The sequence below is a fragment of the Acinetobacter sp. FDAARGOS_559 genome (genome assembly GCF_003940475.1).
Lineage (GTDB): Bacteria > Pseudomonadota > Gammaproteobacteria > Pseudomonadales > Moraxellaceae > Acinetobacter > Acinetobacter baumannii.
Map to the genome: position 1 here is coordinate 396,012 of NZ_RKJG01000005.1, position 16,311 is coordinate 412,322.

Sequence of the window (16,311 nt, forward strand, 5' to 3'; positions counted from 1 at the left end):
ATATTCCTTAGAGAGTAATAACTGAACCGATCGGTAACTCGGGTTGCATATGAGCAAGTTTGTTTTTGAGTGGATGGCCGAACTCTTTCATTTCTATTTCAAACTCATCATTAACCTGCGCTTGAATACCATCGGCAAAAGATAGAGTCGCTGTACCGAAATAATGGATATGTACATCCCCTGCTTTTAAAAATTGTTGATACTTAAAGTGGTGATATTCCAGATTTGCCAAGCTATGGCACATATTGTCCTCACCCGACAAAAACTCTTTTTCCCAAATAATTTGTCCATCACGGCGCAAGCGGCTGGTTCCGACTAAATGTTTTGGTAACTCGCCCGTCCGTAAAGCTGGACCAAAACTGCAAAAACGCAATTTTGAATGGGCCAGATATAAATAGTTACGGCGCTCCATCACGTGATCAGAATATTCATTGCCCAGCGCAAACCCGATTCGGTAAGGCTTTAAATCTTCGCCAATAACATAGAGGCCTGCGATTTCAGGTTCTTCGCCGCCGTCTTCAGCAAATGGGGGTAAAGGTAATTCAGCTCCCGGTCTTACCACAATTGAACCATCGCCTTTATAAAACCATTCCGGTTGCGCACCGATCTGACCTTCTGCTGGACGCCCCTTTTGTAGCCCCCATTGAAATATCCGCATAGTGTCGGTCACCGAGTTGTCATCACTTAAATTTTGTTGATGCATTTTGTCGCGTGCAGATGCAGAACCTAAATGGGTTAAACCTGTACCGGAAATTAAACAATGCGTTGAATCTGGATGGTCTAAAGGCGGCAGTACCTTTAAATCTGCTAATAAAGATGAATAATCATAAGTTTCGGACTCAAACCCTAACGCCTCAACTTGTTGTTCCAGTGAAACTTTATTGCGGATTGCTAAAAGTGCTAAATCACGAACCGATTGAATATCTTTAACCGGATATGCCATGTTGCCTTCTACTTTCGCGACGGCACGTTGATTTGCACGATTTTCAAATTGAATAATTTGCATGTTTTATTCCTTACAAAGGCTTTTGAATATTCACTGTTTGTGTTTTTTGACGTTCGAGCTTGGCATAGACGATGTAGGTCAAAATCAAGCCAAAAAGCATGACGATAGATAAGAAATACAAACCAGCAGCCATATTTCCCGTGTATTCTTTTAAAAGTCCGATCCCAAATGGACCGACATAGCCACCTAAATTTCCAACAGAGTTAATTAAGGCAATACCAGCTGCTGCACTTGCACCCGTTAAGAAACGACCCGGTAGTGTCCAAAACACGGCAGTCGATGAAAATAGACAGAACGCAACTACAGCCAAAGCTGCCAACTGCATAACTGGAGAATTTAGCCAACCACTTAAAAACATTGCACAAGCACCTAGTGCATACAGAAAACTTAAGTGTCCATAACGATCGTTTAGGCGGTCAGTACTACGCGGAATAATGAGAAGTCCAATAATTCCAAAAATATAGGGAATGCTAGATAAGAACCCAATTTGAATATCACTACCTCCGCCAAATTGCTTAATAATGGTAGGAAGCCAGAGATTTAAACCATAAATACTTAACGTTACCGGTAAGTAGTAAAGTGCTAATAAAAGTACGCGTTTGTCTTTTAAAGCATGTAGTGGATTGGCATGTCGGGTTTGGTCATATTCGGCTTCATCTTTAACGAGTTCATTTTTAAGCCATTGTTTTTGTTCAATGCTTAACCATTTTACTTTATCAATGTTATCGGGCAGCCACAAAAAGGTAGGTAAAGCCAATAAAACCGCGGGCAAGCCAACTGCAACAAACAACCATTGCCAACCGTGCAAATTTGCAATGCCATCCAATCCAAGTAATAGACTAGCTAAAGGCCCTGCAATCATCATGGCAATCGGTTGTGAAAGTACAAACATTCCCATGATTTTTCCGCGATGCCGCACCGGATACCACTGTGTAATTAGGTATAAAACACCAGGGAAAAAACCCGCCTCTGCTACACCGAGTAAAAACCTTAAGAGATAAAAACTTTTAGGGCCTTGAATAAGCGCCATGGCCATGGTGATGAGGCCCCATGTTAATAAAATGCGGGTAAACCATTTACGAGCACCAAATTTGTCTAAAAGCAAATTACTTGGAACTTCAAAAAGAAAATATCCAATAAAAAATAAGCCAGCTCCTAGACCATAGGCAGCATCACCAATTCCTACATCGGCACCCATATGCAAATGAGCGAACCCGACAGCGGCCCGATCAATATATGCCACCAGATATAGTATGACTAATGCAGGTATCAGCTTAAACGTGACCGTCCGTATTACATCCTTTTCGAAATCCATGTTCGACTCCATTTCCTATTATTTACTTATAGAGCATCTTGCTCGTAAATTATCCTTTCAATTTAAAATATAGTAATACTATTTAAATTTCAAACCTTTTAAAAATAAAATTTATGGTGTATTTTTAATTTAATTAATTCTAATAGTAATACTATATAGGGAAATTTGTATGAATAACAAACAAGTTCTTCGTTCGGCTGCCTGGTTTGGTACAACGGATAAAAATGGCTTTATGTATCGCAGCTGGATGAAGAACCAAGGAATTCCAGATCATGAGTTTCAAGGCAAGCCTATCATTGGGATTTGTAATACGTGGTCTGAACTCACCCCATGTAATGCGCATTTTCGAAAAATTGCCGAACACGTAAAAAAAGGAATTTTAGAGGCGGGCGGCTACCCTGTTGAGTTTCCTGTATTTTCAAATGGTGAGTCGAATTTACGTCCTACCGCCATGTTTACCCGTAACTTAGCCAGTATGGATGTTGAAGAAGCGATTCGTGGTAACCCTATTGACGGTGTGGTGTTACTGACAGGTTGTGACAAAACCACCCCTGCATTATTAATGGGAGCTGCAAGTTGTGATATTCCTGCCATTGTAGTGACTGGTGGACCAATGCTGAATGGTAAGCACAAAGGTAAAGACATTGGTGCAGGTACCATCGTTTGGCAAATGCATGAAGAGTTAAAAGCAGGCAAAATTGATTTAAATGAATTTTTATCTGCCGAATCTGGTATGTCACGCTCAGCTGGTACATGTAATACCATGGGCACGGCTTCTACAATGGCTTGTATGGCTGAAGCCCTAGGCACTTCTTTACCCCACAATGCGGCCATTCCAGCGGTAGATTCTCGCCGTTATGTGTTGGCTCATCTTTCAGGTATGCGCATTGTTGACATGGTTCATCAAGATTTACGCCTTTCTAAAATCTTAACCAAAGAAGCCTTTGAAAATGCGATTAAAGTCAATGCAGCTATTGGTGGTTCAACCAACGCCGTGATTCATTTAAAAGCAATTGCTGGACGCATTGGGGTTGATTTACAACTGGATGACTGGAACCGTGTTGGCCGCGGCATGCCAACCATTGTTGACTTACAGCCTTCGGGTCGTTTTTTAATGGAAGAGTTCTATTATAGCGGCGGCTTGCCAGCCGTGATTCGTCGCATGGGTGAAGCCAGTCTCTTACCACATCCACAAGCCTTAACCGTAAACGGTCAAACCATTTGGGAAAACTGCCAACAGTCACCTATTTATAACGATGAAGTGATTCGGAAAATAGATAATCCAATTCGACAAGATGGCGGTATGTGTATTTTGCGCGGAAATTTAGCGCCTAAAGGTGCGGTGCTTAAACCATCTGCTGCCACACCGGAGTTGATGAAACACCGTGGTCGTGCAGTCGTATTTGAAAACTTCGATGATTATAAATCCCGTATTAACGACCCAGATCTAGATGTCGATGAAACTTGTATTCTTGTGATGAAAAATGCCGGCCCTAAAGGTTATCCCGGCATGGCCGAGGTTGGAAATATGGGACTACCGCCAAAGATTTTAGCTAAAGGCATTACCGATATGGTTCGTATTTCCGACGCACGGATGAGTGGAACAGCGTATGGCACGGTCGTTTTACATGTTGCCCCTGAAGCTATGGCGGGTGGGCCTTTGGCCGTAGTTCAAAATGGTGACTTTATCGAACTTGATGCCTATGCTGGAAAACTTCACCTAGAAGTGAGTGATGAAGAACTTAAGCAACGTCTTGAAAATTTAGCGCCACCAGCTCCACCAAGTTTTATTGGCGGCTACCGTAAGCTCTATGTAGAACATGTTTTACAAGCCGACGAAGGTTGTGATTTTGATTTCTTGGTCGGTTGCCGTGGCTCAGAAGTTCCACGTCATTCCCATTAATATTTATTCTTGAAAAAGATGATCTTGTTAAAACACAAGGTCATCTATACCATAGGATATTCAACATGTCGTAATAGTGAAATATGAGTAAAGCTGACTATAAAAATCCTATTCCAAGCAAAAGCCAACATGCATTAATCGTACAACAATTGGGATTAAAAATTGTTTCTGGAGAAATTTCAGAAAATGCAAAACTCCCAAGTGAAGTTGATTTGTGTGAGGAATATAAAGTCAGCCGCCCTGTCTTTCGCGAAGCAATACGCGTTTTAAATGCGAAAGGCTTAACTTATTCAAGGCCCAAAATCGGAACAGTAGTTCGACCTAAAGAAGAATGGCATTTACTCGATCCGGATGTATTGTTTTGGCTAATTCAAACGACGCCTGAGCACGAGTTTTTTAAAACACTTTCTACCGTACGACGCGTTTTAGAACCGGAGTTAGCCTATATTGCGGCAAGTACAGCAAATGAAGAAGATATTGAACGTATTAAGCAAGCCTATGAAGGAATGGAAAAGGCAACAACAGTTGAAGAATTTATAGAGCCAGATATCCAGTTTCACTTAGCAATTGCCAAAGCAACGCATAATGACTTATTGGCTTATATGTCAAAAATGCTGGTTTTACCTTTGCAGCAATCGATTCAAGTCACCAGTCTACGCCCAAATTTACAAGGTCATTCATTACCAAGACATAAAGCTATTTTGACAGCAATTGAAAATAAAGATCCGCTCTCTGCTCGTCATGCTTCACTGGTTCAGCTAGACGATACTAAAATGGCTTATGATTTAATTAAAAAATAATTTTCTCTATGTATTACAAAAAGCCTGCTGACTCCAAATTAAAGTGATCAGGCTTTTTATGTATAAATTAGAACACCTTTTTTACAGATACTGTAAAGGTCGAATCAATCGGATTTGAAATTGGTGCATCTGGTTCACCATTACTATAATTTCTATAGTATCCGTCTTTGTCCCACGCTTTGGTATAAGCTAACCCTGTAGTCCAGCCATCACCTAAATCTTTAATAAGTTCAACTTTCATATCCTGAAAATTAGCTTCAGAGAAATTTTTAATTCTTTCATAGCCATAGTGCGCACCAAAAGTCCAACTTTCATTGATCGGCTGTGTAAAGTTGAGGTCTAAATAAGTTGTTCCTCGTGAACGTTTACCTTCCGGTCCACCCATCGTATTTGAGTTATAACCTGCGTAATCTGGGGTATAAGTAATAAAATATTTGAGACTTAAAGGACCATAGCTAATTTGAGGCACAATTTCGCCATAGTTATAGCTTGTACTCCCCGTTTCAGCCGTACTTTTTGCACCTGGGTAATAATAATAAAAAACAGACATTCCAATTGAGAATTTATCGATGGTTTTTAAATAACCTGCATAAAAGTCCCATTCAACTGAAGCATCACGGAGATAGTTAGAACTTACATTGGATGCCCAAGTACCCACAAATAGCCCATTCGGATTTGCATAGTCGAAACCAATTTGTAGTGCAGGCTTACCCCAAGTTTGTTGAAAACCACGCGAAATATATTGACTTGCAAAAGTCACATTCGCACTATACGGAGAAATTTGTTCTTGTTCATTTAATTGTTCAGCATGTACAACACCTGTAGACATAATGAGAGAAGCTATACCTAAAATTTTTCTCATTTAATAATTCCTTTTACATATTACCTATAGGTTTAAAGTTTTAAAATAACATGATAATTCAATTTAAAGCGTATTAAAAATTTATAAATTCAAATTTCTGGATACTTCTTCTTCGCTATAGATCTCTTCAATACAATCTAAGATTTTAGGAATATAGGAACTTTGGTCCATGTTACGCATAGATAGAGAAATGGGACTATAGGCTTCTAAGTCTAAGATATTTAAATAAGTTAGATTCTTCATTCCAATGTCGCAGGCGCTTTCCGGAATAATACAAATACCCTCTCCAGATGCCACCAAGCCAAGTGCCATATGAATTTCTCGTACTTCAGTCAGCTTGGCCGGAACAAGACCTAATTTGGTAAATAAAGCTTGAATAGTGGTCGAAAAATTTGGTTTAGGTGTGGTTGGATAAGAAAAAATTGTCTCATTGATAATTTGAGATAAATAAATTCCTGACTCTTGGAAATCACTTAATGGGTGTTTTTTATGGATTGCGAGTTTTAATTTTTCTTTTCTGAGTAAAAGTCGCTTAATGGCTGGATCACTAATTGGTAATCGACCAAAACCTAAATCAATTTTACCGAGTTTTAATGCTTCCACCTGATCTCGTGTACCACATTCAATAAGCTCGACATGAATGTCAGGATTTTTTTGCCTAAATAGATAAATGACCTGTGGTAATCGCCCATAAAGAAGCGAACTCACATAACCAACTTTAACAACATTCTCGACCAGCTTCATTTTTTTAGCCATCGAAGCAGCTTGAGCGGTGTGCGTCAAAATTTGTACCGCATGCTGGTAAAAAAACAGCCCTGCTTCCGTTACTTTTAATGGACGAGAGCCTTTTTCGAATAAATCGATCCCTAATTCTTCTTCTAGTTTTTTGATTTGGCGTGTTAAAGGTGGCTGAGCAATAAAAAGCTTTTCTGCAGCTTTCGTCAGACTCTGTTCTTCAACAACGGTAACAAAATAACGTAGATGTCTTAATTCCATTAATATACCTTTTTAGTATCTTAAAATACCGTTCTATATCTATTTTAGGCTATTACATTCTTCTATGGTATACAAACAAGTTCGTAATAGTTGAAACTTCATGTATAGAACCATAGAAACCATACTTGTGGATATTCCAACTATCCGTCCTCACCAGTTGTCTGTGACTACCATGCGTATTCAGACTTTGGTACTCGTTAAAATTACGACCACGGATGGTATTGTCGGTTGGGGTGAAGCCACCACCATTGGTGGGCTGAACTATGGTGAAGAAAGTCCTGAGAGTGTCAAAGCCAATATTGATACTTACTTTGCACCATTACTGACATCAGTTAAAGATTTAAATGTTGCACAAACACTAAAACTGATTCGTAAAAATATTAATGGTAACCGCTTTGCTAAGTGTGCCATTCAGACTGCCCTACTTGATATTCAGGCCAAACGTTTAGGTGTGCCATTAAGCGAAGTTTTAGGTGGACGTCTGCGTAATAGTTTACCTGTGCTTTGGACGCTTGCGTCTGGTGATACGGAAAAAGATATTGCTGAAGCTCGCAAAATGATTGAGCTAAAGCGCCACAACACGTTCAAACTTAAAATTGGTGCACGTCCTTTACAGCAAGATGTTGACCATGTGATTGCTATTAAAAAAGCATTAGGTGCTGATGTTAGTGTACGTGTAGATGTAAACCGTGCATGGTCAGAACTTGAGTGTATTCATGGTATTCAACAGCTCCAAGATGGTGGAATCGATTTAATCGAACAGCCATGTGCAATTCAAAATACCGAAGCACTTGCTCGCCTCACCCAACGTTTTGATGTAGCCATTATGGCTGATGAGGCTTTAACTGGACCTGACAGCGCGTACCGTATTGCAAAAAATCATGGTGCAGATGTATTTGCCGTAAAAATTGAACAATCTGGTGGTCTGATTGAAGCATGTGAAGTTGGCAAAATTGCTGGTTTGGCTGGTATCGATCTATATGGCGGCACTATGCTTGAAGGTCCTGTAGGAAGTATTGCATCGGCCCATGTATTTGCAACTTTTGAAACGTTAGCGTTCGGCACTGAATTATTTGGTCCGTTATTACTTACCGAAGAAATTTTAAAAGAGCCGCTACGTTACGAAAACTTTGAATTGCATTTGCCGACAGCTCCGGGCTTAGGCATTGAAGTTGATGAAGATAAGATTGAGAAATTACGTCGTTAAGGCAACAGGATAAGGAGTTTCCCATGTTATTTCATGTACGTATGGATGTGCATATTCCACTTGATATGCCAGCCGACAAAGCAAATGAAATTAAGGCCGTTGAAAAAGCTTATTCGCAAGACTTACAACGCCAAGGTAAATGGCGTCATATCTGGCGAATTACAGGCCAGTACTCGAACATCAGCATTTTTGATGTAGAGAGCAATGAAGAATTGCACAACATTTTACAAGGTTTACCTCTCTATCCATATATGGACATTGAAGTGATGGCACTTAACCGTCATCCATCTTCTGTTCGTGATGATGATTCGTAAATAGAAAGAATTTTTTAAATGCGATCTCTGAAGTCCATTTAAAAACCAAGCAGATTATTCAGAAGGTAACAAGGAACGTGGCGGCAATTATTCGCTAGCAAAACAAAATGCCCGCAGCGCTGCCACCCAAAACCGTATTGCATACTTAAGGAGTTTTAGTATGAACCGTCAACAAATTGATGCGCTTGTAAAACAAATGAATGTCGACACTGCAAAAGGCGAAGTTGATGCACGTGTTCAACAAATTGTAGTGCGCCTTCTTGGGGATTTATTTCAAGCCATTGAAGATTTAGACATCCAGCCTTCTGAAGTTTGGAAAGGTTTGGAATATTTTACCGATGCAGGTCAAGCAAATGAACTTGGTCTTTTGGCAGCAGGCTTAGGTCTTGAACATTACCTTGACTTACGTGCAGATGAAGCAGATGCCAAAGCTGGTATTACAGGCGGTACACCTCGTACTATCGAAGGTCCACTTTATGTTGCTGGCGCACCTGAATCAGTTGGCTTTGCACGTATGGATGACGGAACCGAGACTGGCAAAATCGATACCTTAATTATTGAAGGTACGGTAACCGACACTGATGGCAATATTATTGAAAATGCCAAAGTTGAAGTATGGCATGCCAACAGTTTAGGTAACTATTCATTCTTTGATAAGTCACAATCTGACTTTAACTTACGCCGTACCATTTTCACCGATGCAGATGGTAAATATGTAGCGTTAACCACTATGCCAGTTGGTTATGGATGCCCTCCTGAAGGTACAACACAGGCTCTTCTTAACAAGTTAGGCCGTCATGGTAACCGTCCATCTCACGTTCACTACTTCGTTTCTGCACCGGGTTACCGCAAGCTGACTACTCAATTCAACATTGAGGGTGATGAGTATTTATGGGATGACTTTGCCTTCGCTACTCGTGACGGTTTAGTAGCAACAGCAGTAGATGTCACAGATCCTGCTGAAATTCAACGCCGTGGTTTAGATCACGCTTTCAAACACATCACATTTAACATTGAACTGGTTAAAGAAGCCGCTGCTGCTCCTTCAACTGAAGTTGAACGCCGTCGCGCTAGTGCTTAATTGAAAGCGTATGTGAGTTAAAAGTTCGCTTTTGACTCACAAAATTTACTCCATTTATTACTACCATTAAGAATTTCAATAAATTTTTAGCGGTAGTAATACATCACGTTACCTCATGCTCTAAGGTTTCTCACATGATTGACAAAAGTAAGTCCTCACTAAGCGAGGTTCTATCGCAGATTAAAGATGGTGCAACCATCCTGATTGGTGGTTTTGGTACCGCAGGACAACCCGCTGAACTCATTGACGGTCTGATTGAACTTGGCGTTAAGGACCTGACCATTGTGAGCAACAATGCCGGTAATGGGGATTATGGTCTGGCTAAACTGCTCAAAGCCGGTTCTATTAAAAAAGTGATTTGCTCTTTCCCACGTCAGTCTGACTCTTATGTGTTTGATGAACTGTACCGTGCCGGAAAGGTTGAACTTGAACTGGTACCGCAAGGCAATCTGGCGTGCCGTATTCAGGCAGCAGGTATGGGCCTTGGGGCGGTGTTTACCCCAACTGGCTTTGGAACACTTTTAGCTGAAGGCAAAGAAACCCGTCATATTGATGGTAAAGATTACGTGCTTGAGTATCCGATCAAGGCTGACTTTGCCCTGATTAAAGCCTATAAGGGCGACCGCTGGGGCAATCTGGTTTACCGTAAATCTGCACGTAACTTTGGCCCGATCATGGCCATGGCTGCTGATGTCACTATTGCTCAGGTCTCTGAAGTGGTTGAGCTGGGTGGATTAGACCCGGAACACATCATTACCCCAGGTATTTTTGTACAGCACGTTGTACAAGTAGCGCCCGCACAGTAAGCAATAAGGAGAAATAACATGAGCTACCAGAAACTCAGCCGTGACCAGATTGCACAACGTGTGGCACAAGATATTCCAGATGGTGCCTATGTCAACTTGGGTATTGGTTTACCAACCAAGATTGCCAGCTACTTACCTGCCGATAAAGATGTCTTCCTACATTCTGAAAATGGTCTGTTGGCTTTTGGCCCACCACCAGCGGCAGGTGAAGAAGACCCTGAACTGATTAATGCGGGTAAAGAGTTCGTGACCATGCTTGAAGGTGGCAGCTTTTTCCACCATGGCGATTCATTTGCCATGATGCGTGGTGGCCACCTTGATATTGCTGTACTCGGTGCATTTCAGGTGGCAGCCAATGGTGACTTGGCGAACTGGCACACGGGTGCACCTGATGCAATTCCTGCGGTAGGTGGTGCGATGGATTTAGCGGTTGGTGCCAAGAAAGTATTTATCACTACAGACCATGTGACCAAACAAGGCGAGCCAAAGATTGTCGCTGAGCTCACTTATCCGGTAACGGGTAAACAGTGTGTTGACCGTATTTACACTGACCTGTGTGTGATTGATGTGACCAAAGCTGGTTTAAAGGTGATTGAGAAAGTTGAAGGTCTTAGCTTTGATGAGTTACAGGCTTTAACGGGTGCAACTTTGATTGATGCGACTCAAGGGTAAGGTTTACACAACAAACACCTATTACACAGCATTCACTATCGTGACAGGCGACATGGATGTCGCCCGTTGGACAGGGAGGCAAGGAAGCCTCCTCTATTCAACAAAGGTTTTTGTTACTTTTGACCTTTCAAAAGTAAGGTATCGCTTAAGCAAAAGACCTACGGTTATCACAGTAAATTACAGCCGTGATGTTATTTGTTGATATGAAAATTTATAAAGCATCACAACGGAGTCTTATCTGTTTAAGCCAGATGCCACCAGCTAATTCGTGTCACTTTTTTAAAAAAGTAACCAAAAACCTTTGTTACTCAGACACAACATCCCTGTTGTGCTGAGCAACGAGGCGACATCCATGTCGCCACCGTGAAATACCTACGGAGAATGGCTAAAAAGGCCTGAAGTAAAGGACAAAAGTTAGAATGAAAAACGCTTATATCATCGATGCCATCCGTACTCCATTCGGCCGTTATGCCGGTGGCCTTGCACCCGTCCGTGCCGATGACCTTGGCGCTGTGCCGATTAAGGCTCTCATGCAGCGTAACCCAAGTGTAGATTGGGAACAGGTCGATGATGTGATTTATGGCTGTGCCAACCAAGCGGGTGAAGACAACCGTAACGTGGGCCGTATGTCAGCACTACTTGCTGGTTTACCGTATCAGGTGCCGGCAACCACCATTAACCGTTTGTGTGGTTCATCACTCGATGCCATTGCTATTGCTGCCCGTGCCATTAAAGCAGGTGAAGCGAACTTGGTGATTGCAGGTGGTGTAGAAAGCATGAGCCGTGCACCGTATGTGATGAGTAAGTCTGACAGTGCCTTTGGCCGTAGCCAGAAGATTGAAGATACCACCATGGGCTGGCGTTTCATTAACCCTAAACTTAAAGAATTGTATGGTGTAGACACCATGCCCCAGACTGCCGAAAACGTAGCTGAACAGTTCAACGTCAATCGTGCAGATCAGGACCAGTTTGCCTTGGTGAGCCAACAACGCACCGCAAGCGCGCAAGCCAAAGGCTTTTTTTCTAAAGAAATCGTGGCAGTTGAAATCCCTCAGCGTAAGGGTGATGCGGTGGTGATTGATACCGATGAGCATCCTCGTGCATCAACCACACTTGAAGCTTTAAGCAAACTTAAGCCTGTTGTAAAAGCAGAGGGCACGGTCACTGCGGGTAATGCTTCAGGCATCAACGATGGTGCAGCAGCTCTATTGATTGCTTCGGATGAGGCAGTTCAGGCCTACAATCTCAAACCACGTGCCAAGATCATTGCTTCAACAGCAGTGGGTGTAGAGCCACGTATTATGGGTTTTGCTCCGGCACCAGCCATTAAAAAATTACTTAAACAAGCCAACCTGACTTTAGAGCAGATGGATGTGATTGAGCTGAATGAAGCCTTTGCTGCACAAGCTTTGGCAGTGACCCGTGATTTAGGCTTACCAGACAACTCTGACAAGGTAAACCCAAACGGTGGTGCCATTGCTTTAGGCCATCCACTTGGTGCATCAGGTGCACGTCTTGTGACTACAGCCTTAAACCAGCTTGAACAAACAGGCGGTCGTTATGCCTTGTGTTCAATGTGTATTGGGGTGGGTCAAGGCATCGCATTGATTATTGAACGTGTTGAAGCACTTTAAGGAGAAACAAATGCCATCTTTTCAATCTGCCGATGCACAAATTAACTATCAAACCTTTGGTGAGCCATCTTCCCCTGCTCTGGTGTTTTCCAACTCTTTGGGCACCAATTATGGTATGTGGCAAAAACAGTTTAATGAGCTAAAAGATCAATTTTTTGTGATCTGCTATGACACTCGTGGTCACGGTTCATCATCTACGCCTAACGGCCCATACACTGTAGAGCAATTAGGTGAAGATGTTGTCCGTTTACTGGATCATCTGAATATTAGCAAAGCTGCTTTTTGTGGTATTTCCATGGGCGGTTTAACAGGTCAATGGCTGGCGATTTACTACCCTAACCGTTTTAGTCATGTCATTGTGGCAAATACTGCCGCTAAAATTGGACAAGAACAGGCATGGCTTGACCGTGCAAAATTAGTACGTGAGCAAGGTTTACAACCAATCGCAGCTACAGCAGCTTCGAGATGGTTTACAGATCCCTTTATCCAAAGTCATCCTTCAATTGTCAACAACCTGTGTAACGACTTAAGTGCTGGCAGCGCAATAGGTTATGCCAATTGTTGTGAGGCTTTGGCTAAAGCGGATGTCCGTGAGCAATTAAAAGACATCAAAATTCCTGTATTGGTGGTTGCAGGAACTCAAGACCCTGTAACGACAGTTGCAGATAGTCAATTTATGCAGCAGCGCATTCCTCAATCAAAACTTGCAGAAATAGATGCCTCTCATATTTCTAATGTCGAGCAACCAGAAGTTTTTAATAAAATCTTAACGGATTTTTTAGCAGATTAATTTAATGATTCAAAAAAATGGCCTATAGGGGCCATTTTTTATATTTCTTAGAGTTTTGAAATTTAATACCGAATCATCACCGATTTTAATTCGGTGTAATCTTCAATAAATGCATCTGAAAACTCCCTACCAATTCCTGAAGCTTTCACGCCACCAAATGGAACTGATGGATCTAAGAACGTATGCATATTAACCCACAAGGTACCTGCTTCAATTTTAGGAATTAAACGTAAGGCTTTAGATAAGTCATTTGTCCAAATACTTGCGGTTAAACCAAAGCGTGACTGATTCATCAGTTGAACGAGTTCTTCATCAGTGTCGAATGACATTACCCCAACTACTGGACCAAAAGTTTCCTCTGAAAATAAAGGATCATCCGTATTTTTAAAAGAAATTAAAGTCGGCTGTACAAAATACCCTGTCTGATCTAGAGCCTCTCCACCTGCAATAATCTGATTGTTAGCTTTAGCCATATCTAAATAATGTTTTACTTTATGAAAATGTGGCTGATTAGAGAGTGGACCAAACATACTTCTCTCATCCATGGCCGAACCAATTTTGAAACTAGAGAGAGCTTTAGAGAGTTTTTCTACCAATTCATCATATTTTGTACGGTGTACAAAAAACCGTTCTGGGGATGCACAAACTTGACCTTGATGCACAAAAGTTGCTTGTAATAAAGTTGGTAAAATCTCATCAATATTTGCATCAGCCAAAACGGCTATGGCATTTTTACCGCCCAGCTCTAGACTTACACGGGTTAAATCACTATTCATCGCGAGCTTACCAATGGCAATGCCGGTTGGTACTGAACCTGTAAACGAAACTTTCTTAACGAGCGGAGATTCAATTAAATATTGCCCTGTATCGCCCTTACCTGTCACTACATTAATTACACCGGCTGGAATACCTGCCTCAATAGCAAGTTCAGCTAAACGTAATAAAGATAAACTGGCAAACTCACTTGGTTTAAGCACAATGGTACAGCCTGTTGTTAAAGCTGAACCGATTTTCCAAACGCCAATCATGAGTGAAAAATTCCAAGGCACAATCCCTGCAACCACACCCACTGGTTGCCTTAAAGTAAAGGCTGTATATTTCTCACCTTGCATAGAAGGAATAGACGGTTGCATGGTTTGACCATTAATTTTGGTTGCCCACCCTGCAAAATATCTTAAGAAAATAACGGATTGTGCAACTTCAAGATGACGGGAAATATTGATAAGTTTTCCTGTAGACAACGTCTCGAGTTGTGCAAGTTCTTCACCATATTGCTCAATTAAATCGGCTAGCTTGTTCAGTTTAACGCCACGTTCATACGGCGTCGTTTCAGCCCAAGCATTTTGAAAAGCATGTTCAGCACTTTTGACGGCGCTTTCGACATCTTGTTGACTACCAATACTAATTTGAGCAACCACTTGTTCAGTCGATGGATTCACAATATCCACTTTATCTAAATGCTCTGCAGTAGCTAATTTTCCATCAATAAAATGTCCATGTTGACGTGTCATAAATTGCTGCACGCTTTGTAAAATCTTAACTTCACTCATTTTTTATTTCTCTCAATTCATTTAAAAGGATTTATTAATAGATGTATTGCAAAATTAACTGCGCATAGACATTGGTTTTGTCATCGTAGTTTTGAGTACCGCCACTATGGATATCGTGTTTTGGTTTATAAAGTCCCACTAAAGGAATCACGTTGAATTTTTTATTAACTGACCAGACTGAAAAGACATCCAGCTCATATCCATCTATATTGGTTAAAGACTTATTTACTGTTTTAAACTTATAGGCCAAAGCACCCAACATAAAATTTTCTTTTAAGTTCATCATGTAAGAAAGTTGATGAATGTCGGCATTTTTATTGAATGGTCCAGCATAGTTTCCGGCAACTTCACCCTGAAACCATGTACCAAAGCCGACCGTATTTCCATAAAACATAGGGTCGTATTGGTCTGAAAAATGACTAAAACGGTAGCCTAATGAAGGCGTATATTTTGAAGATAAAAAGTTATAGTTCAGCGCTAAGTAGCCAGCATTTTCTTGGCCATCTTTTTTATCTTGAACTACAAACTCAGTTTTAACTTGTATCTCTGGTAAAGGTTGATAATTCAAGCGTAAAGCATAATTTTTAAGGTCTTGTCGTCCTGAAACCTGTTCAGCATCTGTAAGATCTAATACGTTTAAATAGGTAAACCCAACGCCCTTATCTTTAAGCTGATACATCAGATCAGTCACAAATAGTTCTGGGGAAAATTGTGCTTTATTATCTGACTTTAAATAAGCCAGCTTTAGCGTTGTATTCTCTTGCGGTTTATATTGAAGCAAACTTGTAAAATCAAAGCTTCGACGAGCTGCCAGATAATATGCTCCGCCTCGATCTAGTGTGCCATCCGCAGGCGCTTTTCCAAGGTTTAATGCATCACCCGCAATAAAGAACCCGTCACCAATCATGATATTTTGCCGACCAATACTTAAATCATAGGTCGTTAACTCATCTTTATTGGTGCCGTCTTTAAAACCAATGACCCATTCATTCACATCTGTTTTACGTTCTTTGCCATTACTATTTTGGCCTGCGTCACCATCACCAAATGTGGCCGAACTAATACCACTCAAACTTGCATAGAGCTGATTGTTTTTAAAGGTGTATTGTCCTTTAGCACCATATTTAAGATGGCCTTCTTGCCAATTGATTCTTTCATCATGTAGGTTTTCGCCGTTATAGCTTTTACCACTACTAAAAGCTCCAAAAGTTGCTTCAAAAGTTGGCTTAATTTCAAGTTCACCAGCATGCACAGTTGAAAAAAATGAGACAAAGAGAGTCCCTCTCACAACCTGAGAAAATAAATTTTTCATTGAGAAATTCCTTTTTTGCGAACAGCCTAACCGTGCTCAGATATGGGTAATTTATTCGTTACC

General features: G+C 41.1%; 15 protein-coding genes. 9 read left to right on the forward strand and 6 right to left on the reverse strand.

Going from position 1 to position 16,311, the window contains the following annotated elements:
* Positions 1-7: 7 nt before the first annotated feature.
* Complete coding sequence (gene araD1, locus EGS71_RS03360; RefSeq protein WP_001165783.1) at positions 8-1,006, reverse strand: AraD1 family protein; 999 nt, start codon at positions 1,004-1,006, stop codon at positions 8-10.
* Between the two features lie 10 nt (positions 1,007-1,016).
* Positions 1,017-2,321 carry a multidrug efflux MFS transporter AbaQ gene (gene abaQ / locus EGS71_RS03365; protein ID WP_000345075.1) on the reverse strand — a complete coding sequence of 435 codons (1,305 nt, stop codon included), beginning with the start codon at positions 2,319-2,321 and terminating at the stop codon, positions 1,017-1,019.
* Positions 2,322-2,490: 169 nt separating this feature from the next.
* Between abaQ and EGS71_RS03370 the strand changes: the two genes are divergently transcribed.
* Positions 2,491-4,224: an IlvD/Edd family dehydratase gene (locus tag EGS71_RS03370; protein ID WP_001060822.1), complete on the forward strand. Its 1,734-nt coding sequence runs from the start codon at positions 2,491-2,493 to the stop codon at positions 4,222-4,224.
* An 83-nt stretch (positions 4,225-4,307) separates the two neighbouring features.
* Positions 4,308-5,024, forward strand: coding sequence for a FadR/GntR family transcriptional regulator (locus EGS71_RS03375; protein ID WP_000029957.1), 717 nt, complete (start codon positions 4,308-4,310; stop codon positions 5,022-5,024).
* 67 nt (positions 5,025-5,091) lie between these two features.
* On the opposite strand, the gene EGS71_RS03380 is transcribed toward EGS71_RS03375, so the two are convergent.
* Positions 5,092-5,886 carry a TorF family putative porin gene (locus EGS71_RS03380; RefSeq protein ID WP_001226547.1) on the reverse strand — a complete coding sequence of 265 codons (795 nt, stop codon included), beginning with the start codon at positions 5,884-5,886 and terminating at the stop codon, positions 5,092-5,094.
* An 81-nt stretch (positions 5,887-5,967) separates the two neighbouring features.
* The gene (locus EGS71_RS03385; protein ID WP_000423293.1) at positions 5,968-6,882 is read right to left on the reverse strand and encodes a LysR family transcriptional regulator; all 915 of its coding nucleotides are present in this window, start codon (positions 6,880-6,882) and stop codon (positions 5,968-5,970) included.
* 100 nt (positions 6,883-6,982) lie between these two features.
* Here EGS71_RS03385 and EGS71_RS03390 point away from each other — a divergent pair, with 100 nt between their 5' ends.
* The 7 genes from EGS71_RS03390 (at position 6,983) to pcaD (ending at position 13,386) form a co-directional block, all read left to right on the forward strand.
* Positions 6,983-8,089 carry a muconate/chloromuconate family cycloisomerase gene (locus EGS71_RS03390; RefSeq protein ID WP_000286343.1) on the forward strand — a complete coding sequence of 369 codons (1,107 nt, stop codon included), beginning with the start codon at positions 6,983-6,985 and terminating at the stop codon, positions 8,087-8,089.
* A gap of 23 nt (positions 8,090-8,112) precedes the next feature.
* Complete coding sequence (gene catC, locus EGS71_RS03395; protein WP_000897235.1) at positions 8,113-8,403, forward strand: muconolactone Delta-isomerase; 291 nt, start codon at positions 8,113-8,115, stop codon at positions 8,401-8,403.
* 160 nt (positions 8,404-8,563) lie between these two features.
* The gene (gene catA / locus EGS71_RS03400; protein ID WP_001081618.1) at positions 8,564-9,484 is read left to right on the forward strand and encodes a catechol 1,2-dioxygenase; all 921 of its coding nucleotides are present in this window, start codon (positions 8,564-8,566) and stop codon (positions 9,482-9,484) included.
* A 134-nt stretch (positions 9,485-9,618) separates the two neighbouring features.
* Positions 9,619-10,290: a 3-oxoacid CoA-transferase subunit A gene (locus tag EGS71_RS03405; protein ID WP_000566009.1), complete on the forward strand. Its 672-nt coding sequence runs from the start codon at positions 9,619-9,621 to the stop codon at positions 10,288-10,290.
* A gap of 18 nt (positions 10,291-10,308) precedes the next feature.
* Complete coding sequence (locus EGS71_RS03410) at positions 10,309-10,962, forward strand: 3-oxoacid CoA-transferase subunit B (RefSeq protein WP_000121787.1); 654 nt, start codon at positions 10,309-10,311, stop codon at positions 10,960-10,962.
* Positions 10,963-11,381: 419 nt separating this feature from the next.
* A complete protein-coding gene (gene pcaF, locus EGS71_RS03415) occupies positions 11,382-12,596 on the forward strand; it encodes a 3-oxoadipyl-CoA thiolase (RefSeq protein WP_000786466.1) in 1,215 nt (404 codons plus the stop codon).
* A gap of 10 nt (positions 12,597-12,606) precedes the next feature.
* Positions 12,607-13,386, forward strand: coding sequence for a 3-oxoadipate enol-lactonase (gene pcaD / locus EGS71_RS03420; protein ID WP_001138982.1), 780 nt, complete (start codon positions 12,607-12,609; stop codon positions 13,384-13,386).
* 62 nt (positions 13,387-13,448) lie between these two features.
* Here pcaD and EGS71_RS03425 read toward each other — a convergent pair whose 3' ends face one another.
* Complete coding sequence (locus EGS71_RS03425) at positions 13,449-14,936, reverse strand: NAD-dependent phenylacetaldehyde dehydrogenase (protein ID WP_000005620.1); 1,488 nt, start codon at positions 14,934-14,936, stop codon at positions 13,449-13,451.
* Between the two features lie 34 nt (positions 14,937-14,970).
* Positions 14,971-16,188, reverse strand: a complete 1,218-nt coding sequence (locus EGS71_RS03430) for a hypothetical protein (RefSeq protein ID WP_085944088.1) — start codon at positions 16,186-16,188, stop codon at positions 14,971-14,973.
* Positions 16,189-16,311: the final 123 nt, after the last annotated feature.